The organism is Ruegeria sp. BB1 (assembly GCF_056539465.1).
In genome coordinates this window covers 166,401-192,772 of record NZ_JBQFVB010000004.1, presented here as the reverse complement: position 1 = coordinate 192,772, position 26,372 = coordinate 166,401, and the positions used below count along the sequence as shown (strand labels likewise).

Sequence of the window (26,372 nt, the reverse complement as noted above, 5' to 3'; positions counted from 1 at the left end):
TGATATCAAGGGGATTTCACATGCCCAAGGAAGAATGGGGCGTAAAGCGCGTTTGCCCGACAACCGGTAAGCGGTTTTATGACCTGAACAAGGACCCGATCGTCAGCCCCTATACCGGCGAGATCGTGGAGCTTGAGACCGGCAAAAGCCGGATGATCGCCGCAGATGCGGAAGATGCCGCCTCGGCCAAAGCGCGTGAGAACGCGTCGGATGAAGATATCGTTCTGGATGATGACGACAATGTCGACGTCGAACTGGACGACGATCTTCTGGACGATGATGACGACGACAACGATAACGTCTCGTTGGACGATATCACCGACATGTCGTCGGAAGACGAAAACTAAAACCGGTCAGAGGCGGCCCCGCGTCGCCTCATGCCCACCCCGGACGCGGGTCGGAAACTTTTTGGCAAATTCCATTTTTGGTCTTGCGCTCGCCGTTGCCGTCTCATAAACGTCCGTCCACTGCTTCGGCAGTACCTTGATGGGGCCTTAGCTCAGTTGGGAGAGCGCTTGCATGGCATGCAAGAGGTCAGGGGTTCGACTCCCCTAGGCTCCACCAAAACCTAACAAATGATCCGCAACGCATAGTTCTTCCTTTTTGGCAGCAGGATTTTCCTTTGGGGCCGAAGCGGAACTCAGAGCCCGAAGCCGCAATCGATCAAGCCGCGCGCATATGCAAGCGCGGCACGCCGCCAACCGCGCAAACCGGACATTCCCACGCGCTTCTCAGATGGCAGGGCAGCGGACTTTGCCGCCATTGGCCCGCTTTCACCGGAGAACCGCAGACAGCGCAAACCGGACATTTAATAGGAAGGTCCCAAAATCCTTGCTGCGCAAAAAATGCACACGGTCTAAAGCGATGGCCTGCTCTGGGTGCGCCCAACCCAATTCGCGATTACGGCCGCTTCTAGCGCGTGGTCGAACTGAGCTGCCCCATTTAAGTGGTCCAAATTGAAAGTTAGTGCTTGGTTGGCCTTTGGTCTATCAGGACGAAGACATCCGGGGCTGGATTTGCACACGACGAAGTTTTTGACAAATAAATGAATCGCAATAACATAATGTGAGTTGTTGGTTCTCTGCCGTTTTCCACTGACAACCTTCGATGAAAATGAGGCGGCCATACTTTTTGCAGGGAAAGCAAGTCTTGTTCGTGGGTTAGGTCGATCAAAAAGGTGGAGCGTTGGTCTGGACTTTCAAACGCCGCAAAAGGTTCCCGAAAACGATCTCCAGGATTACTTAAAAGCTGTCGACGCATCATTGTGATTTTCAGGGTGATGAAACGGTGCCCCTAAAGTCTGAGCTACCCATAAGAATAGGAAGCTATTCGGAATAGCCCAAGGCGCGTTGTGTCCTGCACGGTATATAGACCGTTAAAAGGGCGCAATTTCTTAACTTTGATGCTTTTCCCGAGAAGGAGACTAACATGATTAAACCTCACCAAGTTGCCACGCCTTTGGCTGCTTTCTTTTGTACTTTTGCGATCTCCGCGACGGCTCAGGATTTCGATCCGACATCGCTATCGACCTACGGGAGCAAACCCAACATCATTCTGATCGTTTCTGACGATACTGGTTATTGGGACCTTGGTGCCTATCATGGTGGCGCAGCGCGTGGCATGGACACCCCCAACCTTGATCAAATGGCCAAGCAGGGGATGATGTTCACGGATTTCTACGCTCAATCTTCCTGCACACCCGGACGTGCAGCAATGCAGACCGGGCGTTACCCGAACCGTTCAGGCATGACGACGGTTGCTTTTCAGGGTCAAGGTGGTGGACTACCGGCGGCAGAATGGACGATTGCGTCTGTTTTGAAACAGGCTGACTACAACACTTACTTCATGGGTAAGTGGCATCTCGGTGAAGCGGATTATGCCATGCCAATTGCCCATGGCTATGACAAGATGGAGAATACATTCCTCTATCACCTGAACGCGTATACTTATGCTCTGGACGACTGGAATGTGCAGATGTCCGACGATCAGAGGGCATTTTATAAAGAGAACACCACTGGCGTATTTGAAGGTGTAGCTGGTGAACCTGCCAAGGAAGTGCTGACCATTGAAGACATGACAACCGCAGATCTAGCTGCGTTGGACAAGGTTGGAGCGGAAAAGGCAGTGGCGGAACTGGAGCGTCTTGCTGGTCTGGACAAGCCGTTCTTCATGTCGATCAACTGGGCTGCAAACCACCAGCCTAACCTGCCGTCGCCTGATTTCGTGGGTAAGTCAGCGGTTAAGAACAAGTACGGCGACAAGGTGGTCGAGCTTGATTTCCACACTGGTCAAATCCTCGACAAGGTGGAAGATCTTGGAATTGGGGAAAGTACCCTGATCATTTACACTGTTGATAATGGCGCGTGGCAGGATGTTCATCCTGATGCCGGCATGACACCGTTTCGCGGAACTAAGGGAACCGACCGGGAAGGAGCGTACCGCGTACCGTTCTTCGCCAAATGGACAGGTAAAATTGCGCCGGATTCGAAGTCGAGCGACATTACCGGTGGTACTGACTTGATGGCCACCTTTGCGAGCCTTGCAGGAGTGCCGTTGCCGACCGAAGACCGGGAAGGTCAACCGACGATCTTTGACAGCATCGATATGGCTCCAGTCCTGTTTGGAGAGGCTGATCCGCAGCGCAACTCCTGGGCATATTTTACAGAAAATGAACTTTCGCCGGGCGCGGTGCGCGTTAACGAATGGAAAGCTGTCTTCAACATGCGTGGCGACAACGGTGCACGGGCCGGTTCTGAAGCCCCGGCAGCCGAATTGGGTTGGCGCGGTGCTGAAAAATACGTTGCCACCGTTCCGCAGGTGTTCAACCTGTGGGAAGATCCCATGGAGCGGTATGACATCTTCATGACAACCGGGCGTGAGAACACTTGGACAGTTCCGACGCTGATGGGCGAACTTGAACGTGTGGTAAAAACCTACATTGAGTATCCGCCGCGTCCAGTTCAGAGCGAGTCATATTCTGGTCCGATTACTCTAACCGAGTATCACCGGTTCAAGACTGTGCGAGACCAGCTGGAAAAAGACGGGTTCTCGCTAAGCCTTCCAACCGGGAATTGATGCAAATGGTTGAGGCGTCGTTATGCGGCGCCTCGACACTTCGATGACACAGTCGAGTGGGGCAAGGAGTAGCAAGGTGCAGACCAATCTGAAGGCTTCAGGTACAAATGTAACTTCGACCCGGAATTTCCTTGCCAGGTTCTTCTTTAGCCTTTTCGTCTTTCTGGGAGTATCTACGGCAACAGGCAATCCTGTGGTTGCACAGGAGAGCGACGCGGCCTCAGCAGCAGCTCAGGCGAATAATCCGCTGGCAAATTTCAAAGCGGTCAACGTTCAGAACTATTATATTGGCGATATTTCCGGAACGGACCAAACTGGCAATCAGTTTTGGCTCAGGTATGCGCAACCTTTGAGCTTGGGGAACACAAATTGGGTTCTAAGGGCCTCTTTGCCTTTAAATTCATTCCCGGCACAAAGTGGGAAAACGACGGGCGTTGGTGACCTCAACGTTTTCGCCGCTTACCTTATAGATATTGGAAATCCGGCTGTTAGCTTTGGTGTCGGTCCTCAATTAACCGCGCCAACAGGTTCGACGGATGGGTCTGGATCTAAAAAATGGTCAGCCGGTATCGCGAACGTTTTGTTCAATGCGTCGTCACCGATATTCCAATACGGTTACCTTCTGACTTGGCAAGCCAGCTTTGCCGGAGACAGTGATGCAAAGGATGTAAATATCGGAGCTTTTCAACCTTTTCTGTTCTACCAACTCGGTGGAGGGACATACCTAAGGTCAGCGCCAATAATGACCTACGATTTTGAATTGGACAGCTATAATGTGCCAATCGGCTTGGGTATCGGGCAAGTGTTCAAAAAGAAGGACATCACCTACAACGTTTTTGTCGAACCGCAGTACTCAGTTGCGAGCAAAGGGCCAGGGCAGGCAAAATGGCAGATCTTTGCTGGCTTCAATACTCAATTTTGACGCTGAACTTTGATTGCAAACAACCGTGTAGGTGCGTGAAATGCAATCGCATTGAGACTGATGTTTCAAGTGTCGACTGAACGACAAGAAGTATGACAATAGCGGTTTTCCTTATTTTAGCTCCAGCCTGTCTCTTGGTTCTTTTGGCAGCACCTTTCACGAAAACGGCGCTTTGGCGGGCCACCGTCACACCATTAACAGTATTAGGAGCGCTATGGCGATTGAGGCGGCCCTCCCAAATTCTCTTGCCTACAACGATGCTGAAACTAGAAAACCGCTCCCCATGATCGACGCCAACTCGGCTAAGTCGAGTGCTTTGCAGCGATGGTGTCAAAAATACAAAGCCTGGCTGAGGCGGTTTGACGAACTTTGCATAGCCCGCTTTCTGCGCAATGCGGCCGTTTTTGAGCGACGCAGCATTCGCCACCAAGGGCTCGTTGCCGCCTTTCGCTACTTTTTGCATCAATGACCCGTCGCAGCCCAAACCGGACCTTCATTACGAGCTCTACATCCTCCGAGATGCGGAGCAAACCACCGTTCGCTTTCATCAGCGCAATGCCTGCATCCGGTAAGCGGTATTCTCTCAGGAAAAGCTCAACTATTTGGGAAATAGCAAGGTAGCTACAAGTCTTACGCCCCAACCGTCAGGTCCACTATCTGGGCCGTCGGCCCAGTAGCGTACTCCACCGCCCACGCTGATAAGTTGATCCCCGAGTTGGGTACTTTGGTGACAACACCTTTGATTGGCACAGACCATTGATCGGTTTCCCAGCTGTAGGTGGACTCAGTGTTTAATGTGAACGTCCACGCGTTCGAATTTGTGTAGGAAATAAATGGCTGTAAGAACGTCTGGTTGATGTCGGTATAACCATCAATGTCCCAGATGTGATTTGTCAGGCCACCATATGTCCACTGACCCTGCTGTTTGAGTGCCACGCCGGTAACCCCAGCACCCCACTCTCCGAGACCTAAGCTGTTATCTGTCGACGTTGGCAGCAGAAAAACGAGGCCAGCCCCCCAGATCCAACCGCCCGCACTTGGTTTTTTGGGCGAAAGAAATAAGCTTTGAACAGTATCTCCCAGCCCAGTCTCGGATCCAGAACCCGGCAGGCCACCATCTATGGAGGCAATTGGAAGAATTGTTCGGGATATGAGGTTCCAATCATCCGTAAGATGAAAGGGAACAACCGGTTGTACGTTTAATATCCAATGCGAACCATTTCTGTCGGCACCCAAATTCTGATCATGGTTCAGCTGGAATGGTACACTAATGAGAGCGGCCACGGGGTTAGCAAGTAGCTTTGCTAGTTCTTCTTCCTGGGACTCTGCCCAAGCAGTACCAGAAAGGGCACCAATCCCGGCAAGTATGGAGCAGCGTAGCAACCTGAGGTTCATAGGCGGTCTCCTCTTGGCTGGCCGTTTTCTCATGGGTGGCTTGCACTTGAGACCGCCAGGTTGGCAATGACGTCAATGGCCCACTCACAGTCCGCCGCCGCCGAACTGGATGAAATTATCCAGCACGGTCGACTTAAAGCCAAAATCCTTGATCGAACATGGCTTTCAGACTGTCTCCATAAGCGTATCCGAAAGCACATCCTCGGAGAGGGCCCCCGGTGCGCCTATTGCGACAAGCCTTGTTTCGGGTTTGCGGTCACCCCAAGCGCCATCACGTGCGATGTCCATACGTTTTCCAACGACCTGAATAAGAATGCGATGATCTGGATCCTCCTCACTGAAGACAAACCCCTTGAGACGATAGACATCACCGGGAAGCTTCCGAATAGCGCTGCGGAGAGAGGATAGGCTTATGGGGTGTTCAGCTTTCATCATAGTTGTTGAAAAGCTGTCTGAATGATCAGCGTGGCGGCAACCGCAGTCGGGGCCATGTTCATGATGATCGGGTATTTCTGTTTCCAGTTGTTCTGCGGCAAAGCGACCGACAGAAAGAAGTATGTCTAGTGGGACGTTCGCGTTGACAGCTTCGACCAGACGATACCGACGGAAGCGAGACCCCAGCCAATCGTGTACTTTCTGAACTGTGCCCCTGTCGACTAGATCAACCTTGTTCAGAATTACCATGTCCGAAAATGCAATTTGTCGGAGCTTCAACTCCATTTGTTCCGGTGCGGCAAATAACTGTTCCGCATCGACAAGACACATGAGACTATCTAAGCGGATCATGTCCCGGAACCGCTGATCCGTAAACGTCATCGCTATTGACGATGGGTCCGACACGCCGCTTGCTTCAAGGACGATGTATTCTGGTTTCTCAGGCCGGGCGAGAACGACCTCTACCGTTTCGATCAGATCATCACGGATCGAGCAGCAAACGCAGCCGTTTGCCAGACTCATTACGTCATCTTCGAGGCCGACCACCAAGTCTGCATCGACGTTTATGGATCCAAAGTCATTTACAAGAACCGCAACCCGCAACCCGTGATTGCCTGTTAGGATCCGGTTCAAAAGTGTAGTCTTACCGGCTCCAAGAAAGCCGGTAAGGATCGTTACGGGGATCGCAGAAGTCGAACCAAATTCAATCATTGTTCGATCTCCTCTCAGTCTTCATCACGCGAGCCGATTACATCCGAAACTTTGATGGTAAAGTCCTGCGGCCAGTCCCCGCCGGGTGCTCGGAAAACGTCAGTTGGGTAGTATTCGCGTGGATCGATCTCCATATCACGGTACTTCTGGTCTTGCTGATCTGCTCGGGTGAGCCTCGGATTCGGTAATGTGATTTCATCCGGAAGCTCAATACGCCCGGCCTCGGCTGCCGCAGCCAGTTCACGAAATGGTGGCACAGTACCGGATTTTCCGGGCAGTGCAGCTTTCCTGTACCAGATTGCATCCTTGGTCACGTTCACAACGGCTACATCGAGACCCCATTGGAACAGACCGTCGTAGTGGGCGCGAATACCAGCCAGCATTTCAGCGTCGATGTCTTCGTCCTGGGTATAGTGTGTCACCATTCCCAAACGCGGCCTTGTGTCAGCAAAGAGCTTACCGACGGCATAGTGGGAGGTGTGATGCGTATCGATAGTGTAATTAAAGAGATCCTGTGGGATACCGTATTTGTAGGTCATCAACTGACCAATATCCTGTCCCGACATTTCGGTTACAAAGACATCAACACCTTCGCCGTATTTCCGTGAAAGCTCATCCGGGCGTCCATCGCCGGTCCATACAAAGCTCAGACCGTTCCAATCGAGCCGATAACCAACTGCGCCGTCCTTGGCATGACTGCGCGGCCAGGACCGAACAGTCACACCGTCTTGGTCATAAACGATGCCACCTTCTTGGCGGAAATCGAACTCGTTGACCTCGATCTCATAGCCGTCACCAATTGGGAACACGTCGAAAGCTTCAAGATGCCATTTGAGCATCTGTTGCATACCTTTAACCATTCCGGCTGTGCCAAGTTCGGGCGTCCGACCAGAGGGACCATGGATGCGCAATGGTGTATACCCTCCAGACCAGGCCCGGAACGGATAGATATAAGGAATGTCGGCGTAGTGGTCGACATGCAAATGAGAGATGAAGATATCGTTGATCAGTTGCCCCGGCACTTGCATGGCAATGATATTGCGGACACAACCGGATCCAAAGTCAAAGAAGAACCGTTTTCCATTCCCCAACTCCACCATGATGCAAGTACCCGCCTGATCTTCACGCGGCGGATATGGTGTTGAGCCACAGAATGAGATGCGCATCTCATCTGGCCCCAACTCCTCACTAAGTGGAAAATAGTTCGCATTTGAACCAGTCATGTACTTCGTCGGACGGAAGTACTCCGGTAACGAGATGCCGCCTGCGGGCCGACCACCGTATGGGTTCTTGAGTGTTTCTCCCAAGGGGCCGTCTCCTTGGTGAGCCTCAGCACTCCCTGCCGCTAACCCAGCCGCCCCTGTCGCAGCCGCTCCAGTGGCCAAGCCCTTAAGAACACTCCGTCGCGACGGGTCTTCAATTTGATCTGACGCCTGAACCTGTTTGTCGTCTTGGTCTTTTCTATTGTCTTCCTTGGTCATGGATTGGTCCTCAGTTAGAAGTGGCTCACATATTGCGCTTCAACATGCGGCGAAGCTCATTGATGAGTTCAGATTTGATGTGGGCCCATTCGGCGCGTTCTGAGGCCGTGATCGATGCGTCTTTCGAAAACGCAGATGCTTTCTTCAGGTCTTCGATGACCTCGCCGAGTAGCGCATCCGTTTCCATGCGCCTCGACAGCACATCGGAAAGTTCTGGAATTTCTTCAATCAGGTCCACCGTCATTGGAAAAATCCCGACGCCCACTATCCATTCTCAAATCAAGATGAGTGCGGTTGACCGCAAAGGCCAAGTGAGTCACCGTGAGCTGGGGGTGAGTTGACATTGAACAAATCCAACGATTTGCTAGTAAATCAACATGTTGAACAGCCTTCTCCGGAACTCATCCGGGAAGCTCTGAGTCGAATCGTATCAAGCGACGGGTTTCAAGCTTCACCACGACTCACGCAATTTCTCACCTACATAGTCGAGGAATCTCTATCTGGTCGAAGCACTCAGATTAGAGGCAAAGCTATCGCTGTTGAGGTCTATGGGCGGCGCATAGATGGTACTGGTGGTCAAAACCTGGTTCGCGTTGAGGCAAGGCGGCTGCGTCGTCTTTTGCATCAGTTCTACGAAGATCACTGGGACGGCAATGGAGTTCGCATTTTTGTTGACCCCGGCGGATACAAGCCGCGGTTTTCATTCGAACCTACAATCGAAGACCGCACATCAAGTGAACTGAAGAGCGACAATCCAGTTGGCCGTTGGCGTTCGCGGCAACTGCTGCATGCTGGACTGGGTGTTCTTGCATTGGTCGCTGTGCTTGGCATCTGGATGAGCCAGGATAACAGGGAGGTTGTGCCAACAACTCGATCCATCGAACAAGCAGAACGTGTGGCGCTTGGTGAACAATCATTGACACGACTCCAGGCGGTCAACCTTGCGGATCAAGCCCGCGGCATGTTTTTCCCCGTTTTTGATGTCAAGCGTCAGCAAATAGCGCTGGGAATGTTCCAGCACGCTAGGGAACTCGACCCGGCTCTGTCCGACGGCTATGCCGGATCCGCGCAGGTCTTGGCGATCCTGGCAGTGTTGTCGCCGGATGAAGCACAAAGGGATGATCTCTTCAATCAAGCCTCGGAAATGTCTGGAAAAGCGCTTGAATTGTCCCCCTCTGATGCGTGGGCAAACGGCACAAATGGTTGGGTGCTGGCTGTCAAAAACCAGCCAAATGAGGCATTGAAATACGCTAGAATGTCCGTCGAACTGGCGCCGAAGGATGGCCATATTCTCGACGTTGCAGGTATGACGGCCATCTTGGCTAACGCCCCGGAACTTGCTGCCGAGGTTAGCAACCCGGAGAGACCCAAATCAGGATCTGGTAGGTTTGGTGCGAGAAACATCTGGGGCGTTTCACAACTTATGCTCGGGAACTACGAAAGTGTTGTTGAAGCCTTTCAGGGAGCGCCAGCTGCCGGAGCGCCAGTCAGTGCGCCTTCGCTCTTATTCCAAGCCGTTGCGTATGATCAGTTGGGAAATTCAGAAGAAGCACGACGGCTCGTCGCTGAAATGCGCAGGACATGGCCTGAGTTTCCGTCCGAGTTTCTCGCCGGCAGGATTTTCCACAACGACGTCAATACGCGGAATATAATACTGGAGACGCTGAGCAGATACTGACGAAGCGTATCGCGCCTATTGCCTGGAAACGAGCGTCAAAATCTATTCATATAACTCCGCTTTGAAAGCACACGGCGTTGACAAAATCGGCGATAGAGCCGGACCACGCCGTCTGTGGATTGAGGGTGGGCTTTGCAGATTTGCAAAGTCTGCTTATGCGCTATAGCCGCCGCTCGTGAGGTGCAGTGCTGCTGACGCGGCGAACGGCAGCATGGTGGCCTTTTGCATGTCCGTCATCGAATGATTTGGAACACGAGCGTTTCATTGGCTTAGGAAGATCATGCTCGCTGTAGTTTCAATCTAGGCCGCGTTCTGATATGGAACTCAGTGAATTCGAACGCCTGTTAAAACTGGCGTAGGTGCAATGTGGCGGCGACATTTACAGGTAAGACAACTGAAGAAAGGCAGCAGTTAAGCCACGGGATGGATCAATTGTCCAAGAATGTTACCACGGTTTCCCTTAAAGCGTCCCAATCGGTGAACTCCCGAGCACCGTCCCTTGGATCGATCTTTTGATCCTTTAAGACAACATGCTGAACGATCTCTTCTTCAAAATACCCATAGTTGTCAGGCTGCACAGCGCCCGCAACCAAAGCCGTTAGGTCAGGTTCAAAATGCGTACGCATCAGCATTTCGGTAAGATAGTCCCAGGCGTCTTCCTGGCCTCTTGCAAAAGCCGCCTTTAGGCCTATCGAAAGCACTAGCGACTTCCGGGACGCAAGCGCGTCTCTATGCGTTTCAACAAACGCTTCGAATAGCTTGGGGTGCCGGCGTTCATGGACAGGAGCCGCAAGAATGACCCTGTCCACACCTGTCAGGGACACGTGTCGTATCTGGTCTCCGGTGTTGATCAGTATTGTATCGTAGCCGGCTTTTCTTGTTACATCGTTGATAAAGCGAGCAATCTTGGCAGTCTGACCTTCAACGGTGCCGTAGGCAATCAGCACTGTCATTTCGATCCTCCCGTAAATCGATCCGAAAAGCGCGCCAACTATGCCGAAACCGTTCGCTTCAGCCCTTGATCTCAATCAAAAGTGACTGTCTTGCCAAGTTTTTTGGACGCGGGTGCGGCGTCGTTTTGTCGGCTCATGCGGTTCTGGAAAGCGCGACAGCTATCGCCAGCCAAAATCCAGTGCGTATGGTCATTGCACCGACGGTTCGCCATTCAAACGGCGTTCCAAACAGTGCCACTAATATCAGAACAGCGAACACAAATAATGTTGATAAGCCTATCACCCAGGCAATTCGAGTTGCCCAGGTTTTTGATTTAAAGAGCGCGATTGCACCAAGCAAATAGACAAATCCAGCCAGAAAATTGAACCAAAGCACGAGTGGAACTGCATCTCCAACTGCTGCTTTAGCGGCGGCACCCCCAAACAGGGCCGTTCCGCCGGAGAATATTGTCAGGAGACCGAAGAATGCCGCGGCTATTGCAGCTGGGCGAGTCCAAGGCGGAGAGGGCTGCATAGTCGTTATCCTCAGGAATTAGATTGAATGTCGTGTCGTAGGAAAGCTGCCAACTTCGCCAAAGGGATTGAAAAGCACGTCCATAATAGCAATTTTTCTCACCATTACTCTTGATCTTTATCATTGGGCCCAAATTGACACCCTTTGAACAAAGCAATGCCTGCGGGAGGCTTTTTGCAGTAAAAATACGCTGTCGCCCCTTTGGCGCGACTAGCTTGCAGCTCCAACGGTCATTAAATTTGTTCGGTTACCGTGAATCTTCTGGAAACGAACGGACGACAACGCTCGAATTTGCAGCGAAAAGTGTTGATTTGAGTCAATGCTAGTTGCTGCAAGTTCACCCATACTGACCCCTCACAAAGGAGGGTGTGCGACATGTTCAAAATAATTGTGGTTGGCTTGGATGGATCAGAGGCGTCAGAAGCAGCTCTACGCGTAGCCTGTGATATCTCAAGCAAATATGGCTCCCAAATTCACCTTGTCCATACACCTCAGCCGCAAACCGTGGCTTTCGCAATGGGCGCTGTTGCTGGCTATCACGCCGTCACGACAATGCCTTCAGACGAAGAGGTTCAGCAGGCAGCAGACAAGATCATTTCCGCGGGCAAAGAGATTGCCAAAGAATACAATCAGACAGTTTCGCAAACACATACCCAACGCGGTGATCCGGTCGACGAGATCATCGCATGCGCCGAGCAATGCAAAGCTGACCTGATTGTGACGGGCCGCCGCGGATTGGGAAGCATTGGTAGCCTGATTCAAGGGAGCACCTCTCAAGGCATCAGTCGGAATGCCACTTGTGCGGTTTTGACCGTTGCCTAAATTTCAAACTTGGTCCCAATCGGCACAAAAACGATGACGATCAATAAGCTCAGCATTGAAATCTCGTGGCAGAATTAAGTTTCGATGGCTACCCCGTGACGCTGAACTCCCTACTGTGAAAATGGAGTCAGATATCCACTGCTTCATGACGGTGGCACGAAAACGGAGGCTGAAACAGAGGTCATTGGGGCCTGTGGCGATGACCGGCAATTAAACTGTGTTAGGCGAAACGACCCGAACTGTGGTGGAACAGATGAACTTCCCGTTTTTTTACGCATTGTTTCAAGGTCAGAAGACAGGCTGTAAACTACCTGCCAACGTAGATCCGTTCTAACTCTGGAGCCCGACATGAACACCTCGTCCCTGTTCGACGCTCATAAACCCTCTGAAATTGCAACATTAGTTGAGACTGCTGGGGTCACAAAGGCAAAGTTGCCAATGGCACCCATGTTCGTTCTTGCGATGCTGGCCGGGGCATTCATAGGGTTTGGCGCAGCGGCCTATACGATGGCGGTTACTGGCGCAGACAGCGCTGCGGGGCCGATCCGCGTTCTGGGTGGCGCGGTGTTTTCCCTGGGCCTTATCCTGGTGATCGCAGGTGGTGCAGAATTATTCACCGGCAATGTTTTGATGGTGATCGCAGCGGTCGACCGCAAGATACCACTGCGACTGCTGTTTCGAAGCTGGGGCATCGTCTACGCCGGAAACTTCGTGGGCGCCCTCGGGCTTGCATTGGCCTTCTCTCTGACCGGCCTGCTCGAGGGGCCGATGGGCAATACCGCCGTGGTGATAGCCGATGCCAAAGCGGGGTTGGAACCGATGGAGGCCTTCGCCCGTGGCGCACTGTGCAACGGGTTGGTATGCCTTGCTGTTTGGCTGTCCTTTGCCGCCCGCAGCGTCGCCGGCAAGGTTCTGGCCGTTTTGTGGCCCGTCACTGCTTTTGTGTTGCTGGGACTCGAGCATTCGATTGCGAACATGTTTTTCTTCCCGCAGGGTTGGGCGGCGGGGGCAACTGTGCCGGTTTTCTCAGCGGCGACCAATCTATTGTGGGTTACTCTGGGCAATATTGTCGGCGGGGCGGGAGGAGTCGCCTTGGCCTACTGGTTTGCTTACCTTGGCGCTACTAAAGGGTAAGACCCACTTCTTCGATCACTGCGCCCGCCAGAACAAAACGATCGGTTTCAGTTGGTTTTGAAGGCGTTGTCTAATTGTGCAGCCCACAACAAGCTTTTCCTGCACTCAATAGTCTAGATGCCAGGAGCATGGTTGTCTTCGTGGTCGATATCGGTTGTCGCATGATGGTGCAACACAAGAGGAAGCGGCACAGGCTTGCCTAAGTCCGCTGATCGGGATGCGAGTCGGTTGATCAGTCAGATATGAGAGTTGGATGCGGAGGTGACTCACCGACCACGAGGCAAGGAGATGGCGCATTGGCTGATGACGGTGCCGGGAATTGGGCCGTTCTTTGCCACTGCACTAGTTGCCCTCTCGTTCCCGAACTGGATTCTTCGCCAACATCTAAATTCATTGATCCTCGTCAAGATTGGAAAAGGCAAGATGTGATACAGTTGATGCCTAAAATGAGGGCTATCATGGAAGAATTAGTCGATATTGGAAGAACATTTGTTCAGGCGATGCGTGATCGCAGGGGCCTTGCAAATGTTGATGAAATGTATGCCGAGAACGCTCAATCCATAGAAGCGGTTGTGCCTCCGGTTCGACAGTTTCGCATCACCAAAGGCCGTGATGCTATCAAAGGGAAAAGAGAGGATTGGCTGGCAGCTCATGAAATCATCGAATTTGACGTTGATGGCCCTTATGTTCATCCCCCAAACCGCTTCAGTGTGCGATATAAGGCTGTCGTAAAGCAGAAGGAAACTGGGCAACGTATCACCTTGAGTGAGATTGCAGTTTATTCAGTAGCAGACGGAAAGATTGTACTGGAAGAGTTCTTCATGTTGCCGAAGTAGCAGCGGCAACCCGCAATACTGACGCAGTGTTGATTTTATCCGCACGCTGGAAGTGTGACTTGTAAGTGCTTTGACACGATGGATGGACAATTGGGCATTTGTTTCGACCGCGTGATGCTTGCCCATGCGCAACAATTCCGTCAGTTCGGCGCAACCGAAATCTAAAGTCACGCCGTGAAATCCGCATTGAGCCATTGATGCGGGTTAACAATCAGACTGCTGCGCCGGTTTTCTACCCGAGTTTGGCCTGAACAACCCTCTAAAGGGCTCTGTTTGATCCAAAACAAAGCGTTTTGCGGGGTTTGAGATAACGTCACCTAGTAGCTTTAACCGCGGTACGCCAGATCATGAAAAAGAATGTGCGCGCAATACTGATCGTCGTAATGCTCCTTCTCGCAGGTGCGGCGTTGTACATATTCGTTTCAGAAGACAGCAGTGAATTGCCAGTTGGATTTGTACAGGGCAATGGACGGATAGAGGCCGAACAAGTGGAAATTGCCCCCACCTTCGCAGGGCGGGTTGCACAGGTTTTGGCGGCAGAAGGCAACTTGGTTGTTGTGGGTGAACTGTTGGTCGAGATGGACACCGATGAACTGTCTGCAGCGCTTGATCGCGCCAAAGCCGAAGTAGCATTGGCGCGTCAAGCCAAGGCCGAAGCCGAGGCTGTTGTTGTCCAACGAGAAAGCCAACAGCGTCGCGCGGCGCAGGAACTGGAACGGGCAAAGGCACTGTTGGCCGGTCAAAACATTTCGATGACAGTCTTTGAAGATCGCGAAACCGCATTTCAGGTTGCCGACGCCGTTCTGGGTGCCGCCAAGGCCCGGGTTGCAACCTCGGACAGCCAGATCGCGGCTGCCGAAGCCGAAGTGCGCCGGATCGTCGCCCAGATCGAGGATGCTTCGCTTGTTGCCCCTATGCCGGGGCGCATTCTTTACAGACTGGCTGAGCCCGGTGAAGTTGTTGGCGCGGGTGAGCCGATCCTTACGCTTCTCAGCTTAGAGAACGTCTATATGGACGTGTACCTGCCCGCACGCGAAGCGGGGTTGCTGCCCATCGGGGCTGAGGCGCGCATCGTACTTGATGCCTTGCCGGATTTTGCCGTTCCTGCAACCGTCACTTTTGTATCTCCCGAAGCCCAGTTCACTCCAAAGCAGGTAGAGACATTGAGCGAGCGTGAACAGTTGGTCTTTCGCGTTCGGGTTCGCATTCCTGAGGATCTGATCACAGAACGGATCGAACATGTGAAAACCGGCCTTCGCGGTATCGCTGTGATCAGGCTTTCTTCTGACAGTGTATGGCCGGTATATCTGGAAAGGCGGATTCCACCCGAATTGTTCGAATGAATTCCCAGACGGGCCCATCTGATTTCTGCGTCAGTGGTGTCACGCATAAGTACCGCCAGCGCATTGCACTCGATAACCTGTCGCTTGATCTGCCGGTTGGTCAGCTTATTGGGCTGATCGGGCCTGACGGGGTTGGCAAATCAACGCTTTTGGGTTTGATCACCGGCGCGAAGAAGCTTCAATCCGGCACGATCAAGGTTCTCGGTGGATCGATCGACGACCGTGCCCATCGTCACAAAATCTGCCCAGCGATCGCATTTATGCCGCAGGGGTTGGGCCGGAACCTCTATGCAGAATTGTCGGTGCGCGAGAACCTTGAGTTCTTTTCGCGTCTCTTCGGACAGGGGCAACAGGAGCGTGACATCCGGATCGCAGCATTGCTGTCGGCAACCGGGCTTGCGCCATTCTCTGATCGTCTGATGGGAAAACTCTCGGGCGGCATGAAGCAGAAGCTTGGGCTGTGTTGTGCACTGATCCATGATCCTAAGCTTTTGGTTCTGGATGAGCCGACCACCGGCATCGACCCACTGTCGCGGCGTCAATTCTGGGCGCTGATCGACGCGGTCCGAGAGGCTACTCCCGACCTCTCCATACTGGTTTCGACAGCCTATATGGAAGAAGCCGAACAATTCGACTTTATCGTCGCGATGGATGCCGGGCGCGTGCTTTTCCATGGTTCTCCGGCAGAATTGAAGGGGGAAGCCAGCGATCTTGAAACGTCCTACCGGCGGTTGCAGGCGCACGGAGATCCCCTGATCGCACCAAGGAAAGCGCCCACACATCACAGTGAGGCAGACCCAGTGATCACGGCACGCGGATTGACGCGGCGCTTTGGCGATTTCACGGCAGTCAATAACGTCGAATTCTCGATCAACCGTGGTGAGATTTTCGGCTTCCTCGGGTCGAACGGCTGCGGCAAGTCGACCACCATGAAAATGCTGACAGGTCTTCTGCCCGCAAGTGACGGTGAGGCGCTGTTGTTCGGAAGACCGGTTGATGCACGCGACCTGAGGATGCGTCGCGAGATTGGCTATATGAGTCAGGCATTCTCGCTTTATGGCGAGTTGACCGTTCGGCAGAATCTCCAGCTACATGCCCGCATCTTTGCGATCACGGACCGCGATAGGCGTATCGATGAACTGGCGGAACGCTTTGGCCTGATTGCACATATGGACATGCTGGCCACTGCGTTGCCACTTGGCATCAAGCAACGTCTTTCCCTGGCCGTCGCTGTGATCCACCGACCTCGCGTGCTGATCCTGGATGAGCCAACCTCGGGAGTGGACCCTGAGGCGCGCGACTCGTTTTGGGCGTTGCTGATTGAGCTTTCGAGAGATGAAGAAGTGACGATTTTCGTCTCGACCCATTTCATGGCCGAAGCAGAGCGCTGTGATCGGGTGTCGTTCATGCACGCGGGCCGTGTTCTGGCTGAGGGAACACCGGATGAGTTGATCGCCGGGGCACAGGTAGACAGTCTGGAAGAAGCATTTGTCACGGTATTGAAGGCAGCTGACCCTCCGGCACCGGTGAAAGCTCCTGAGGCATCGGTTCATGCCCTTGATGACAGCGCTGGCGGGGGTATCAGGCGCACACTGGCATACACGAAGCGTGAAACCATCGAGATTTTGCGCGACCGCGTGCGTTTGGCGTTTGCGTTCCTGGGCTCGGTGATCCTGATGCTGGTCTTTTGCTATGGGATTACGCTGGACATCGAAGAACTGGATTTCGCGGTACTGGATTTGTCACAGGGGCCAGAAAGCCGCGCCTACATTGCAGAGATTTCAGGATCGCGCTACTTCAACCCAACACAGCCACTGACGAGTATCAATGAGGGCCATGAACGGCTGGCCCGAGGAGATGCCTCGCTGGTTGTCGAACTCCCACCTGACTTTGGGCGCAAGATCCGCTCTGTTGAAGCAACGGACGTGCTTGCAATTGTGGACGGCGCAATTCCGTTCAAAGGCGAGACTGTAGAAGGCTATGTGGCGGGGCTCCACAATACCTTTTTGGCGGCAATGGCCCGCCAAAACGGTGTGCATCCGGTCGAGATCGCCCGTATCGAGCCACGCTTCAGGTACAATCAGAGTTTCGAGAGTATTGCCGCAATGGCCCCGGCCATGCCTGCGATCCTATTGATAATGTTACCGGCAGTTCTGATGGCGGTCAGCGTCGCACGTGAAAAAGAGTTGGGAACAATCACCAATTTCTATGCGACGCCAACGACGCGGCTTGAGTTTCTTGTTGGCAAGCAAATCCCTTATATCGCAATCGCGTTCGCCAATTTCCTGCTCTTGGCTGGAATGACGGTCTTTGTTTTTGATGTACCGCTCAAAGGCAACCCGGTTCCTCTGGCAATCGGCGCGTTGCTGTATGTCTGGGCTACAACATCCTATGGGCTACTCATTGCGACCATGACTTCAAGCCAGGTGGCCGCTACCTTCGCCACCGCGATAGCCTCGGTCGTACCTACGATTCAGTTCTCCGGGTTGTTACAACCGGTGTCAACGCTTGAAGGCGGCGCGCAGACAATCGGGTCGCTCTGGCCGTCATCCTATTTCCTGCATCTGAATGTCGGTGCCTTCACCAAAGGGCTGGGCTGGGGTGCGCTTGCCCCTGATCTTCTGGCCCTGGCCTGTTTCGGACCGGTGCTAACGTTGATCGCTGCCCTTTTACTTCGAGCGCAGGAGAAATAAATGCAACGGTTGTCCTGCATCTTCTGGCTTGGCTTGAAAGAAATGATGAGCCTTCGGCGTGATTGGGTGATGATGGCGCTGCTGGTCTGGTCATTCACGCTGGCACCCGTGATGGAGGCGACGGGGGTTTCGAACTCGGTCAACAATGCCTCCATTGCATTTGCCGATGAGGATGGCTCGCCCCTTTCACGGTCTCTTGCCACGGCGTTCTTCCCTCCGGAGTTTCAACCCGTTGTCCAGATCGCACCGGGTACCGGAGCCGAAAAGATGGATGCCGGGCATTTCCTGTTTGTGGTCGCGGTGCCACCAGGGTTCGAGAAAGATGTTCGCGCCGGGCGCACGCCGGAAATTCAGGTTCTGATTGATGCGACGGCGATGGAACAGGCCGGGATTGGCGCAAACTATATCGTCAATATCCTCAACGCCGAGATCCGTCGCTTTGCCATTGGTGCGGACCTAGCTGAGTCATTGCCCGTCGATGTCATCATACGCAGTGCGTTCAATCCCAACCGTGATACTGTTCGTTTTGCCGGCATCGTGGCGCTCATCGGCCAGATCATGTGGCTGACCACGATCCTCACCGGTGCCGCGATGATCCGCGAGCGTGAACATGGCACAATCGAACATCTGCTTGCGATGCCGCTTACCCCGTTTGACATTGCGATGGCCAAGATTTGGGCAAACGCAGCGGTGGTTCTTGTCGCGGCCGCCTTATCGCTGACCTTTGTTATGCAAGGTTTCCTGGGGATCAACATCGCGGGGTCGAAGGTGTTGTTTTTAGTTGGCACCGCCCTCTTTCTCTTCACAGCAACCGCACTTGGGGTATTTCTTGCAACGATTGCACGCTCAATGGCGCAATTCGCACTTTTGGTAATGCTGACAGTCCTTCCGATGCTGATGCTGTCAGGAGGAGAGACACCGATCGAGGGGCAGCCCGACTGGCTTCAGGTCGGAACATCGATCCTTCCGTCCCGCCATTACATGTCCGCCAGCCAATCCATCATCTTCAAGGGGGCGAGGTTTGAGACGGTCTGGCCAGAGTTCTTATGGATGGCGTTACTCGGCGCAGTCCTTCTGGCGTCCAGCCTGATGCTTTTCAGACGCTCGGTGGCGCAATAGAGTCAGATCAGTTTACCCCTTGGCCTGGACGTATGACCGGTAATGCGCCTTGTTTCATTCGGAATGCCGATACGGCCGAGATGTCCTTTTGGCGCGTTACCGAGGACGCTTGCTTGCGAAAGATCAAGGTAATTATACGCGTTTTTTGCCATAATGCAGCCTCCCCCCAATCGCACCAAAGGAGGAGGATCAGAAAATGCTTGAAGACAAAAATACCCCGCAACTGTTTGCTGGAACACATCCGCTCTCTGATAATTTTCGACGCGAAATGGAATCCATGATGTCGCGCTTTTTCGGGGGCGCAGCGCCATTCCTTCCGCTGGAAACAGCCGCGCAACGCACCGGCTTCCCGTCGTTGGACATGACGGGTGCGATTTCGCCGGCGATTGACATCCACGAAACGGATACAGCGATCGTTCTCACGGCTGAATTGCCGGGTCTCGAAGAAGACGACGTCGAAGTCGAAATCAAAGACCGTAGATTGACGCTGCGGGGCCAGAAGAATGTTACGCATGATGACACAGGCGATCTGCGCGTTAGCGAGAGAAGCTATGGCAGTTTCACTCGGACAATGACGCTGCCTGATGCAGTCGATATCGAGGAGATTTCCGCTGCGTTCGACAAAGGTGTCCTGCACGTCACGATGCCGAAATCCGAACCTCAGGATCCCAGCCGGAAGATTAAGGTCTCATCGAAATAGGCGCAATGGAGGCGCACGCGCAACCTTCATGGTCCGGGCAGCATGCGCGGACCTTTGGTGTTCTTAAAACGAGCACATTATTGCCCACCATAGCGGTTTCACTGCTGCGCATGATAATGTGCCAATAGGGCTAGAGAACTGAGATGGACAATGCGGACGCCGGACAAAAGCGATGTGGAAAGTGAAACGGGCGATGTCCGTGCATTTCTGGAGAGCTTGACGGGGCCGTCCCGCGGAACCGTTACCTGGCTTGTCGGCAACGCTTTGGCTGCTTCGGTGGGTCCTGATCGTATCCTGAAGTTCAGGCGGAAAGAGGATTTGCCCCCGCATGACGAAGACGTGGCGACCATTCAGTGGTCGCAAAGCGGTTACGCGCTAAACGCGTTGCCTGGCCGGGATATTTGGGTCAATGGTCAAAAAACTGCTTCGGCAGTTCTTGGGCATGGCGACATGATTGAGTTCGGTGAAGAGGGGCCCATGTCGCGCTACAGGGTGTGTGACCACTCATTCCCTGCACATCACACGGTCGAAGACATAATAAGTGACGCTTATGTGTATGCGCGCTCCAGCCGACGACCCTTTGCCAGAAAAATGTCCGGTGCGCTGCGCGAAGGCGGGCGTCGGCTGACATCACAAACCACGGTTTTGTTCAGGGTTACCGTTATCGGTGTGCTTCTTCTGATCTTTGCCTTTGGCTATTTGCTTTTTCAGAACGACCGGAAGCTGGCGGACAACCTTAAACAGGAGTCTCTCAAGATCGAGGCGGTTGCTGTCATGCTTACGCAGACGCGAGAAGATGCACTGACGGCGGATGATCTGGTCGCGCTCAGAGAAGCATTTGACAACCAGGTGATTTCCACCGAGCAGCGCCTTGGCACTTTGGAAGAACGCGCTGGTGCGTCAAGGCGAGTTATCACAGCCTCGACGCGATCTATTGCCTTTATCCAGGGTGCTTACGGATTGCGACAGACCGAAAGCGGCAAATTGCTGCGGCATGTGCTTGGCCCGGACGGGGAGAAACTAAAAACTCCATTTGGAAAACCATGGATTGAGCCAGATGCGGCAGGCGCGCCGGCAGAATTTCAGTTCACCGGAACCGGGTTTCTATTGCAGGACACCTCTCTTTTGGTGACCAACCGTCATGTCGCCTTGCCCTGGACGACCGGGGATCGGGCGCAGGCCCTGAAGGCAGCAGGGCTTGAAGCAGAGATACTTAGCCTGCTGGCTTATCTTCCAGAACAATCCAAGCCAATGGAAGCGGTATTGCTTAGGGCAAGCAAAACGGCCGATCTGGCGCTTCTGTCCGTTGATGCGAACCGTGTTCAAGGGCTTGGACTTTCACTGGCACCTCACCCGACGCGAGCAGGTGAAGAAGTTTTCTTGCTTGGGTTTCCGACTGGCCTTAAGGCCTTGATTGTGCAGGCTGGGCCGGATTTTCTGAAAACGCTTGAGAGAGACGGCGCCGTCGATTTCTGGACTATTGCAAAACACCTTTCAGAGCAGAACAAGATCAGGCCTCTGGCCAGCCGGGGGATCGTCGCCCAGACCAGTCCCGGTGCAGTCGTTTATGATGCTGAAACCACAACCGGCGGAAGCGGCGGACCTGCCCTTAACCGAAACGGCGAGGTGGTTGCTATCAATGCCGCGATCTTACCCGAATTTGGCGGCTCGAATATTGGCGTTCCGGTGTCACACCTCAAGATACTTCTCGATGAAAGCGATTGATCCGCATTTTCAATCGCGCGTCTGATAAGGCGAGTTTTGCACCAAAAAAACCACAGCCAGTGGGATGATGACAGAGATCAAGCCCACGGTAATCAGCAAGTTCCCCAAGTGGCTATAGTCAGCGACGGAGGCAACGGTACCCGTTCTGGGATCGGTAACCGCGCGGGTAACGGTAAAGATCTGATTCAGGTATTTTGTACCGAGACTGCTTGCTGACAATGCCATGTTGGTGAACGAAGCCATGACCGCAAAAAAGGTAGCCTTCAGATGTGTTGGGGCGTTGCGCGCGATCCAAGCCAACATTGGGACCATCGCGATTTGACCCAGCGGTGACTCAACGGCTGTGTCAAGAATGGCGATAAACCTTGCATCCACGACCCCACCTGTGCGCGCGGCCGTCCATTCATGCACCCCGTAGTACAAGGCAAGGTTTGGCAGGGACAGCACTCCGGCGGCAATCGTGAGTAACACTACAACCTGCGCAATCGAACGACTTGCCATAAACGGCCTGAGGATAATCAGACCAAGCAGAGCAAGTAGTGAGGTCAGAAGCGCTAGAATGGCCAGGAACTGTTCGTCAAACCCAAGCTCGTCGATCTCGAACCAGGTCAGGCCCGGTCCTGGCAAGGGAACTGCTCGAAAAACGAAAATGATAGTTGCTGTCCCGATCAGAACTTTGGCCTGTTTCGACTCCAGCTCTCTCAGCAAACGCGACATGAGGTAGAGAATGACCGTGAGCGACACCGCAAAAACGGTCTCTTGCGCGAAGGCAAAATTTGCGGTTCCCAACACTATGCTGAGAACAACAAACGCAAGTCCGCCCAGCAGTATCGGCCACCTGACTTCGGTGGTTTGATCTGGTTTGTGCAGAAGGTGTCCTCGACGAACGAGGCGACGCTGTATCAGAGCGTGAAGAACCACTCCACTGACAGACAACAGTGGGATAGCCAGGGCAATGAGATAGACCCGACCGTAGAGAACCAAACGATCGGCTTGCTCCAGATTTTCCGCCCCCGAAAAAATCCAGATGTTAACCGCGGCGACCCCCGCAAACCCGGATATGATCGCAATCCTGCCGAGGGTCTGCATGGTGGTGTGCCGGGCACGAACTTCGTCCTGAATAAACGCGCGTCCGTCTCGGTCCGATTGCGGCACTGCTTCGACTGTCATGGCGTCAGCAACGACATCCTGAATGGCATAACCTGAAGGAGCCAACATCAAGGCAACGACGTACCAATCCTCAAGTGGCATAATGCCGGCCATTTGGTCAGGCGCAGCCACAAGCCTGTACATGATGAGCAATGACGCCGTGATAAAGGATGCGCCAACGACAATCAGTAGAGATTTCCAGCGCCAGAACAGGTCAACCAGATGACCCAGCGGCATTTTTAGAATCCATGGCAACCCGGCCCAGAATGCCAATCCCGCAACAAAAGCTGCGGATAAATTCAGATAGTCCTTAAGAAAAAACGCACCGACGACGGATGTTAGCCCCGAAACCCCAGCCGCAAAGTAAACCATCAATGGTGGCAGGTAAGACCATTGCAATTGCGCGATCAGATCGACGAAAGTCCGGTGCCACCAGCCTGAAATCCGCCTTCCAAATGTTGATCGGTCAGTGTTCATGCGTCAGTCGGACCCCGTTCTGGTGACCCTGTGCTGTCGGTTTTCCTCTCAGAGAAATCCGGCACCAAAAAGCAGAGCGCTGGTCAGCACCCCAAGGATTGGTACAACAAGAGGTACGCGGAAATGTTCCCGAGTTGTCCCTGGCCGGGACTTCAGCAATATCAGCGAGATGTTGACCAAAACAAACACTCCCAAAACGATCTGGGATGTGCGTTCCGCTAGTATGCCGATTGGCAAAGTTTGCGTCAGCAGAAGAATTATCGCAACTACCAACAGGGTTGCAACGACCGGTGTTTGGGTAACCTGAGGGACAGTCGCCAGTATTTTCGGAAGATGATCCCGGTCGGCAAGACCATAGATCACCCGCGACGCCATAATCATCTGGATCAAGACGCCATTGACTGTTGCAACGACCGCGACTGCGGCGAACCCTTGTTTGATTACTTCGGGTGCGTCGAAGAAAACCAGCGTGAGTGGGGCGGCCGAGGTCGACAAGGTATCGATAGGAACAACGAGCAGGACCGTGATCGAGGTCGCTAGATACAAACCCGTCGCCAGAACGAGCGTCAAAAGGATAGCCTTTGGAATTGTGTGGGTTGGGTCTTTTACCTCTTCCGCGACGTTTGCCATGTCCTCAAAGCCGACAAAGGCAAAAAAAGCCAGCAGAGATGCCGCCATAACACCGCGCCAGGTACTGAGCTCGAGCCCCGGAATCATCTCACTAATTTCATGGCCTTGCGGTTCCTGCACAGACATGCCCCAGCCAATTACAAAAAGAAGCCCCGCGATCTCGATGACCGTGATCACGGCTGCCACAAATACCGATTGTGTAATGCCCCAGATTGCAATCAGCCCCATGACCGACACAACGCCGATCGTAAGCAATGCGGTGCCAAGCCCCGTCAGGGTGTGAAGGTATGAGGCCGCCCCAATCGCAACAGCGGAGGCTGAAATAATCCCAGACGCAGCAACGGCAAGACCGATTAGAACCGCCATCCAGTCCCTTTGAAATCCCGCTTCAACGTATGCCGCTTCACCCGCGCTTACGGGATAGCGTGTCGCGAGTTCGGCGTACGACAAAGCCGTCAGCGAAACGACGAGCGCTGCAACAAGAAACGAAACTGCAGCATAAGGGCCCGCGGCCTCGGCGGTTGCGCCGACGAGCACATAAATTCCCGCACCGACGGTAACACCGAGCCCATATAATGTAAGCAACGGGGTGGTGAGAGAACGTCGGAGTTTAGGGGACGGTGGATCAACTGTATGCATTCACCTCACTCCTTGATGGGCAATTGCCGGGTTACCGAAGCTGTGCCGCAAACAAGCACCCCGATGATAAACCAAGGGCTCATCACCGCTCATGCCGAGCTTCTTCTGAAACATTCATACTTTGAAATGTAATTCTTTATTTGGCATTGATCTATATCATCAGGCGCTAAGACTGATCAGAGAGGCGGATCCGAATGCTGCGACCGTCGTTTCGTGATGGTTTTTCCCAGCTGGTACTCAAAGGTTGAATATGAGCGAGATCAATGAAGCATTCATTCGATACCGCGTATTTTCAACTCGAAATGCTGATCTCGGAGGAGGAACAGATGCTAGTTTGTCGCGGACTTCTTTTGTCAATATTTGCTGCAAGTACTGCACTAGCGCAGGATATTGACCTTCAAATTGGGCACGATCTCTATAGAACTTATTGTTGGCAATGCCATGGTTTCGAGGCCACAGGAGATGGTCCAATGGCGGAGATGCTGGCAATAAGGACACCTGATCTGACGAGGCTCGCGGTGCAAAATGGCGGCGTTTTTCCGACTGAGGCGGTGGCGCGTCAAATTGACGGTCGCGCGCCACTGCTGGCACATGGCGGGGAAATGCCCATTTTTGGTCCAGCATTGGATTCGGATAAAAAAGTAGCGATTTCCATGCCTGACGGCCAACCGATGATAGTCGGCGTGCCACTGGCGAATGTGATTGCGTATCTTGAGGCTATACAGACCGAATAGGTTGGCACAAAGTTCACCCTAGGATTGCAGGACACCTCTACCACGTTTGCCGGCGCTGGTTGATTTACATTAAGGCAAGTTTCCTCGATCTCAGTTAATATTCAGCATTTAGAGATGAGGAGGAATCTCCGATGCCTGAAGAGAAGCCAAAATCAAGTTACTCCAACCCACTTGTCGATATCTTCAAGCAGATGCAGCTATCTACTTCAGCCAATCCGTTTCTGGGCGCTCAGCTTGAGCAATTCTGGGACATGCAGGAAAAATCGCTGAAAGAGGCAGAGGCCTTTGCTCAGCATTGGTTTGAGAGGCGTCACGAGGCTGTGCGAACCGCGCTGGAGGCTGCGCACTCGGCGTCTGCTGCAGACCCGACTGATCCGGCTAAAGCGCTGCAATCCATAGCAGAGTGGCAGAAGCACTCAGCCGAACGCCTTGTGGCTGACGCTCAGGAATGGTTCGAAACAGTTGCCCGATGTGCAGCATATGCAGCGGAAACAGAAGTCGAAGCTGTGGAAAAGACAATGGATGATGTTGCAAGCACAGCTAAGAAGGCGGGTAAATCTCCGAAATCCGATCCGGTATAGAGAGCCGTATCACCGCAGAGGTCGGAACGATCGCAGCTGGAGCAATGGAAGGTAGCTCATATGTATAAAAACATTCTGGTACCAGTCGCACTGGACAAAGATCACGATACACAGGCCTCATTTGAAGCTGCTCGTTTGCTGGCGAATGCCGATGCGGAATTCACAGTGCTTCATGTGCAGGAACCGATCCCTGCATATGTGGCATCTCAGATACCCGAGGAAGTTCTGGCAAATACGCGAAAAGAACTTCAGGAAAGCTTACATCGGAATGCTGCGGAGCTATCGGGTGCGAAACCGCGCCTTGTCTCGGGGAGTGCTGGCCGCGCGATCGTTGACTTCGCAAATGAAAATGACATCGATTGCATAGTGCTGGCCTCACACAAGCCGGGGATCGAGAACATTTTTATTGGGTCAACTGCAAACCGGGTCGTTCACCACGCCAATTGTTCTGTCCACGTGATCCGCTGAACCGGTTTCTGGTAAGTGCCGCACGTCGATTAAGCGTTGTGGATGAGTCGATTTTCCAGACCCGAGTTGTTTTACGATCGTCACACGCTGCATGAACATATGGAAATGGATGGCGTTGACCGGCTCAATGAGCGGGTCCGACTGAATGGATTGCGAAA

At 53.2% G+C, this 26,372-nt stretch carries 24 protein-coding genes and 1 tRNA gene; 16 read left to right on the top strand and 9 right to left on the bottom strand.

The annotated features are described in order from the left end of the window. The first annotated feature begins 20 nt into the window (after positions 1-20). From ACR0AL_RS11845 to ACR0AL_RS11830, 4 genes are all read left to right on the top strand, one after another. Entirely contained in the window at positions 21-347 is a 327-nt protein-coding gene (locus ACR0AL_RS11845) for a TIGR02300 family protein (protein WP_170350278.1), read from the top strand. Between the two features lie 141 nt (positions 348-488). Next, positions 489-564 (top strand) — tRNA-Ala (locus ACR0AL_RS11840). Between the two features lie 864 nt (positions 565-1,428). Next, the gene (locus tag ACR0AL_RS11835) at positions 1,429-3,075 is read left to right on the top strand and encodes an arylsulfatase (RefSeq protein ID WP_226689575.1); all 1,647 of its coding nucleotides are present in this window, start codon (positions 1,429-1,431) and stop codon (positions 3,073-3,075) included. Between the two features lie 76 nt (positions 3,076-3,151). Then, positions 3,152-3,997 carry a hypothetical protein gene (locus ACR0AL_RS11830; protein ID WP_480647941.1) on the top strand — a complete coding sequence of 282 codons (846 nt, stop codon included), beginning with the start codon at positions 3,152-3,154 and terminating at the stop codon, positions 3,995-3,997. Here the strand turns inward: ACR0AL_RS11830 and ACR0AL_RS11825 are convergent. The 5 genes from ACR0AL_RS11825 to ACR0AL_RS11805 all read right to left on the bottom strand — a co-directional run bounded on the left by ACR0AL_RS11825 (position 3,981) and on the right by ACR0AL_RS11805 (position 8,263). Continuing rightward, a complete protein-coding gene (locus ACR0AL_RS11825) occupies positions 3,981-4,460 on the bottom strand; it encodes a hypothetical protein (protein ID WP_170350276.1) in 480 nt (159 codons plus the stop codon). The genes ACR0AL_RS11830 and ACR0AL_RS11825 overlap by 17 nt on opposite strands. Positions 4,461-4,627: 167 nt before the next feature. Next, positions 4,628-5,392, bottom strand: a complete 765-nt coding sequence (locus ACR0AL_RS11820; protein ID WP_480663153.1) for a transporter — start codon at positions 5,390-5,392, stop codon at positions 4,628-4,630. Positions 5,393-5,557: 165 nt separating this feature from the next. Then, positions 5,558-6,538 carry a CobW family GTP-binding protein gene (locus ACR0AL_RS11815; protein ID WP_480663151.1) on the bottom strand — a complete coding sequence of 327 codons (981 nt, stop codon included), beginning with the start codon at positions 6,536-6,538 and terminating at the stop codon, positions 5,558-5,560. Between the two features lie 14 nt (positions 6,539-6,552). Then, positions 6,553-8,019 carry a guanitoxin biosynthesis MBL fold metallo-hydrolase GntH gene (gntH, locus tag ACR0AL_RS11810; RefSeq protein WP_217353331.1) on the bottom strand — a complete coding sequence of 489 codons (1,467 nt, stop codon included), beginning with the start codon at positions 8,017-8,019 and terminating at the stop codon, positions 6,553-6,555. Positions 8,020-8,044: 25 nt separating this feature from the next. Continuing rightward, a complete protein-coding gene (locus tag ACR0AL_RS11805) occupies positions 8,045-8,263 on the bottom strand; it encodes a hypothetical protein (protein WP_170350274.1) in 219 nt (72 codons plus the stop codon). A 99-nt stretch (positions 8,264-8,362) separates the two neighbouring features. Between ACR0AL_RS11805 and ACR0AL_RS11800 the strand changes: the two genes are divergently transcribed. After that, on the top strand, positions 8,363-9,697 hold the full coding sequence (locus ACR0AL_RS11800; RefSeq protein ID WP_480663149.1) for a tetratricopeptide repeat protein: 1,335 nt from the start codon (positions 8,363-8,365) through the stop codon (positions 9,695-9,697). Positions 9,698-10,125: 428 nt separating this feature from the next. On the opposite strand, the gene ACR0AL_RS11795 is transcribed toward ACR0AL_RS11800, so the two are convergent. Further along, the gene (locus ACR0AL_RS11795; RefSeq protein ID WP_480647935.1) at positions 10,126-10,650 is read right to left on the bottom strand and encodes a flavodoxin domain-containing protein; all 525 of its coding nucleotides are present in this window, start codon (positions 10,648-10,650) and stop codon (positions 10,126-10,128) included. 133 nt (positions 10,651-10,783) lie between these two features. Further along, a complete protein-coding gene (locus tag ACR0AL_RS11790; RefSeq protein WP_170377375.1) occupies positions 10,784-11,164 on the bottom strand; it encodes a hypothetical protein in 381 nt (126 codons plus the stop codon). Between the two features lie 375 nt (positions 11,165-11,539). Between ACR0AL_RS11790 and ACR0AL_RS11785 the strand changes: the two genes are divergently transcribed. From ACR0AL_RS11785 to ACR0AL_RS11750, 8 genes are all read left to right on the top strand, one after another. Further along, a complete protein-coding gene (locus ACR0AL_RS11785; protein WP_058283451.1) occupies positions 11,540-11,986 on the top strand; it encodes a universal stress protein in 447 nt (148 codons plus the stop codon). Positions 11,987-12,334: 348 nt separating this feature from the next. Then, positions 12,335-13,120 (top strand): formate/nitrite transporter family protein, encoded by a 786-nt coding sequence (locus tag ACR0AL_RS11780; RefSeq protein WP_480647931.1) that lies wholly within the window; start codon positions 12,335-12,337, stop codon positions 13,118-13,120. A gap of 296 nt (positions 13,121-13,416) precedes the next feature. Next, a complete protein-coding gene (locus ACR0AL_RS11775; RefSeq protein ID WP_480647929.1) occupies positions 13,417-13,956 on the top strand; it encodes a SnoaL-like domain-containing protein in 540 nt (179 codons plus the stop codon). A gap of 347 nt (positions 13,957-14,303) precedes the next feature. After that, entirely contained in the window at positions 14,304-15,299 is a 996-nt protein-coding gene (locus ACR0AL_RS11770) for an HlyD family secretion protein (RefSeq protein WP_480663147.1), read from the top strand. Continuing rightward, a complete protein-coding gene (gene rbbA / locus ACR0AL_RS11765; RefSeq protein WP_480663145.1) occupies positions 15,296-17,992 on the top strand; it encodes a ribosome-associated ATPase/putative transporter RbbA in 2,697 nt (898 codons plus the stop codon). Before ACR0AL_RS11770 ends, rbbA begins: the two co-directional genes overlap by 4 nt. Further along, a complete protein-coding gene (locus ACR0AL_RS11760; RefSeq protein ID WP_480663143.1) occupies positions 17,993-19,111 on the top strand; it encodes an ABC transporter permease in 1,119 nt (372 codons plus the stop codon). Positions 19,112-19,307: 196 nt separating this feature from the next. After that, complete coding sequence (locus ACR0AL_RS11755) at positions 19,308-19,811, top strand: Hsp20/alpha crystallin family protein (protein ID WP_170533370.1); 504 nt, start codon at positions 19,308-19,310, stop codon at positions 19,809-19,811. A 150-nt stretch (positions 19,812-19,961) separates the two neighbouring features. Then, the gene (locus ACR0AL_RS11750) at positions 19,962-21,536 is read left to right on the top strand and encodes a trypsin-like peptidase domain-containing protein (RefSeq protein WP_480663141.1); all 1,575 of its coding nucleotides are present in this window, start codon (positions 19,962-19,964) and stop codon (positions 21,534-21,536) included. A gap of 9 nt (positions 21,537-21,545) precedes the next feature. Here ACR0AL_RS11750 and ACR0AL_RS11745 read toward each other — a convergent pair whose 3' ends face one another. Next, positions 21,546-23,162 carry an MFS transporter gene (locus tag ACR0AL_RS11745; RefSeq protein ID WP_170550713.1) on the bottom strand — a complete coding sequence of 539 codons (1,617 nt, stop codon included), beginning with the start codon at positions 23,160-23,162 and terminating at the stop codon, positions 21,546-21,548. 48 nt (positions 23,163-23,210) lie between these two features. Beyond that, the gene (locus ACR0AL_RS11740) at positions 23,211-24,431 is read right to left on the bottom strand and encodes an APC family permease (RefSeq protein WP_170550711.1); all 1,221 of its coding nucleotides are present in this window, start codon (positions 24,429-24,431) and stop codon (positions 23,211-23,213) included. A gap of 263 nt (positions 24,432-24,694) precedes the next feature. Here ACR0AL_RS11740 and ACR0AL_RS11735 point away from each other — a divergent pair, with 263 nt between their 5' ends. The 3 genes from ACR0AL_RS11735 to ACR0AL_RS11725 all read left to right on the top strand — a co-directional run bounded on the left by ACR0AL_RS11735 (position 24,695) and on the right by ACR0AL_RS11725 (position 26,214). Further along, positions 24,695-25,165 carry a c-type cytochrome gene (locus tag ACR0AL_RS11735; protein ID WP_480663138.1) on the top strand — a complete coding sequence of 157 codons (471 nt, stop codon included), beginning with the start codon at positions 24,695-24,697 and terminating at the stop codon, positions 25,163-25,165. A 131-nt stretch (positions 25,166-25,296) separates the two neighbouring features. Further along, a complete protein-coding gene (locus ACR0AL_RS11730; RefSeq protein WP_480663136.1) occupies positions 25,297-25,746 on the top strand; it encodes a phasin family protein in 450 nt (149 codons plus the stop codon). Positions 25,747-25,806: 60 nt separating this feature from the next. Beyond that, positions 25,807-26,214, top strand: coding sequence for a universal stress protein (locus ACR0AL_RS11725; RefSeq protein ID WP_170397468.1), 408 nt, complete (start codon positions 25,807-25,809; stop codon positions 26,212-26,214). Positions 26,215-26,372: the final 158 nt, after the last annotated feature.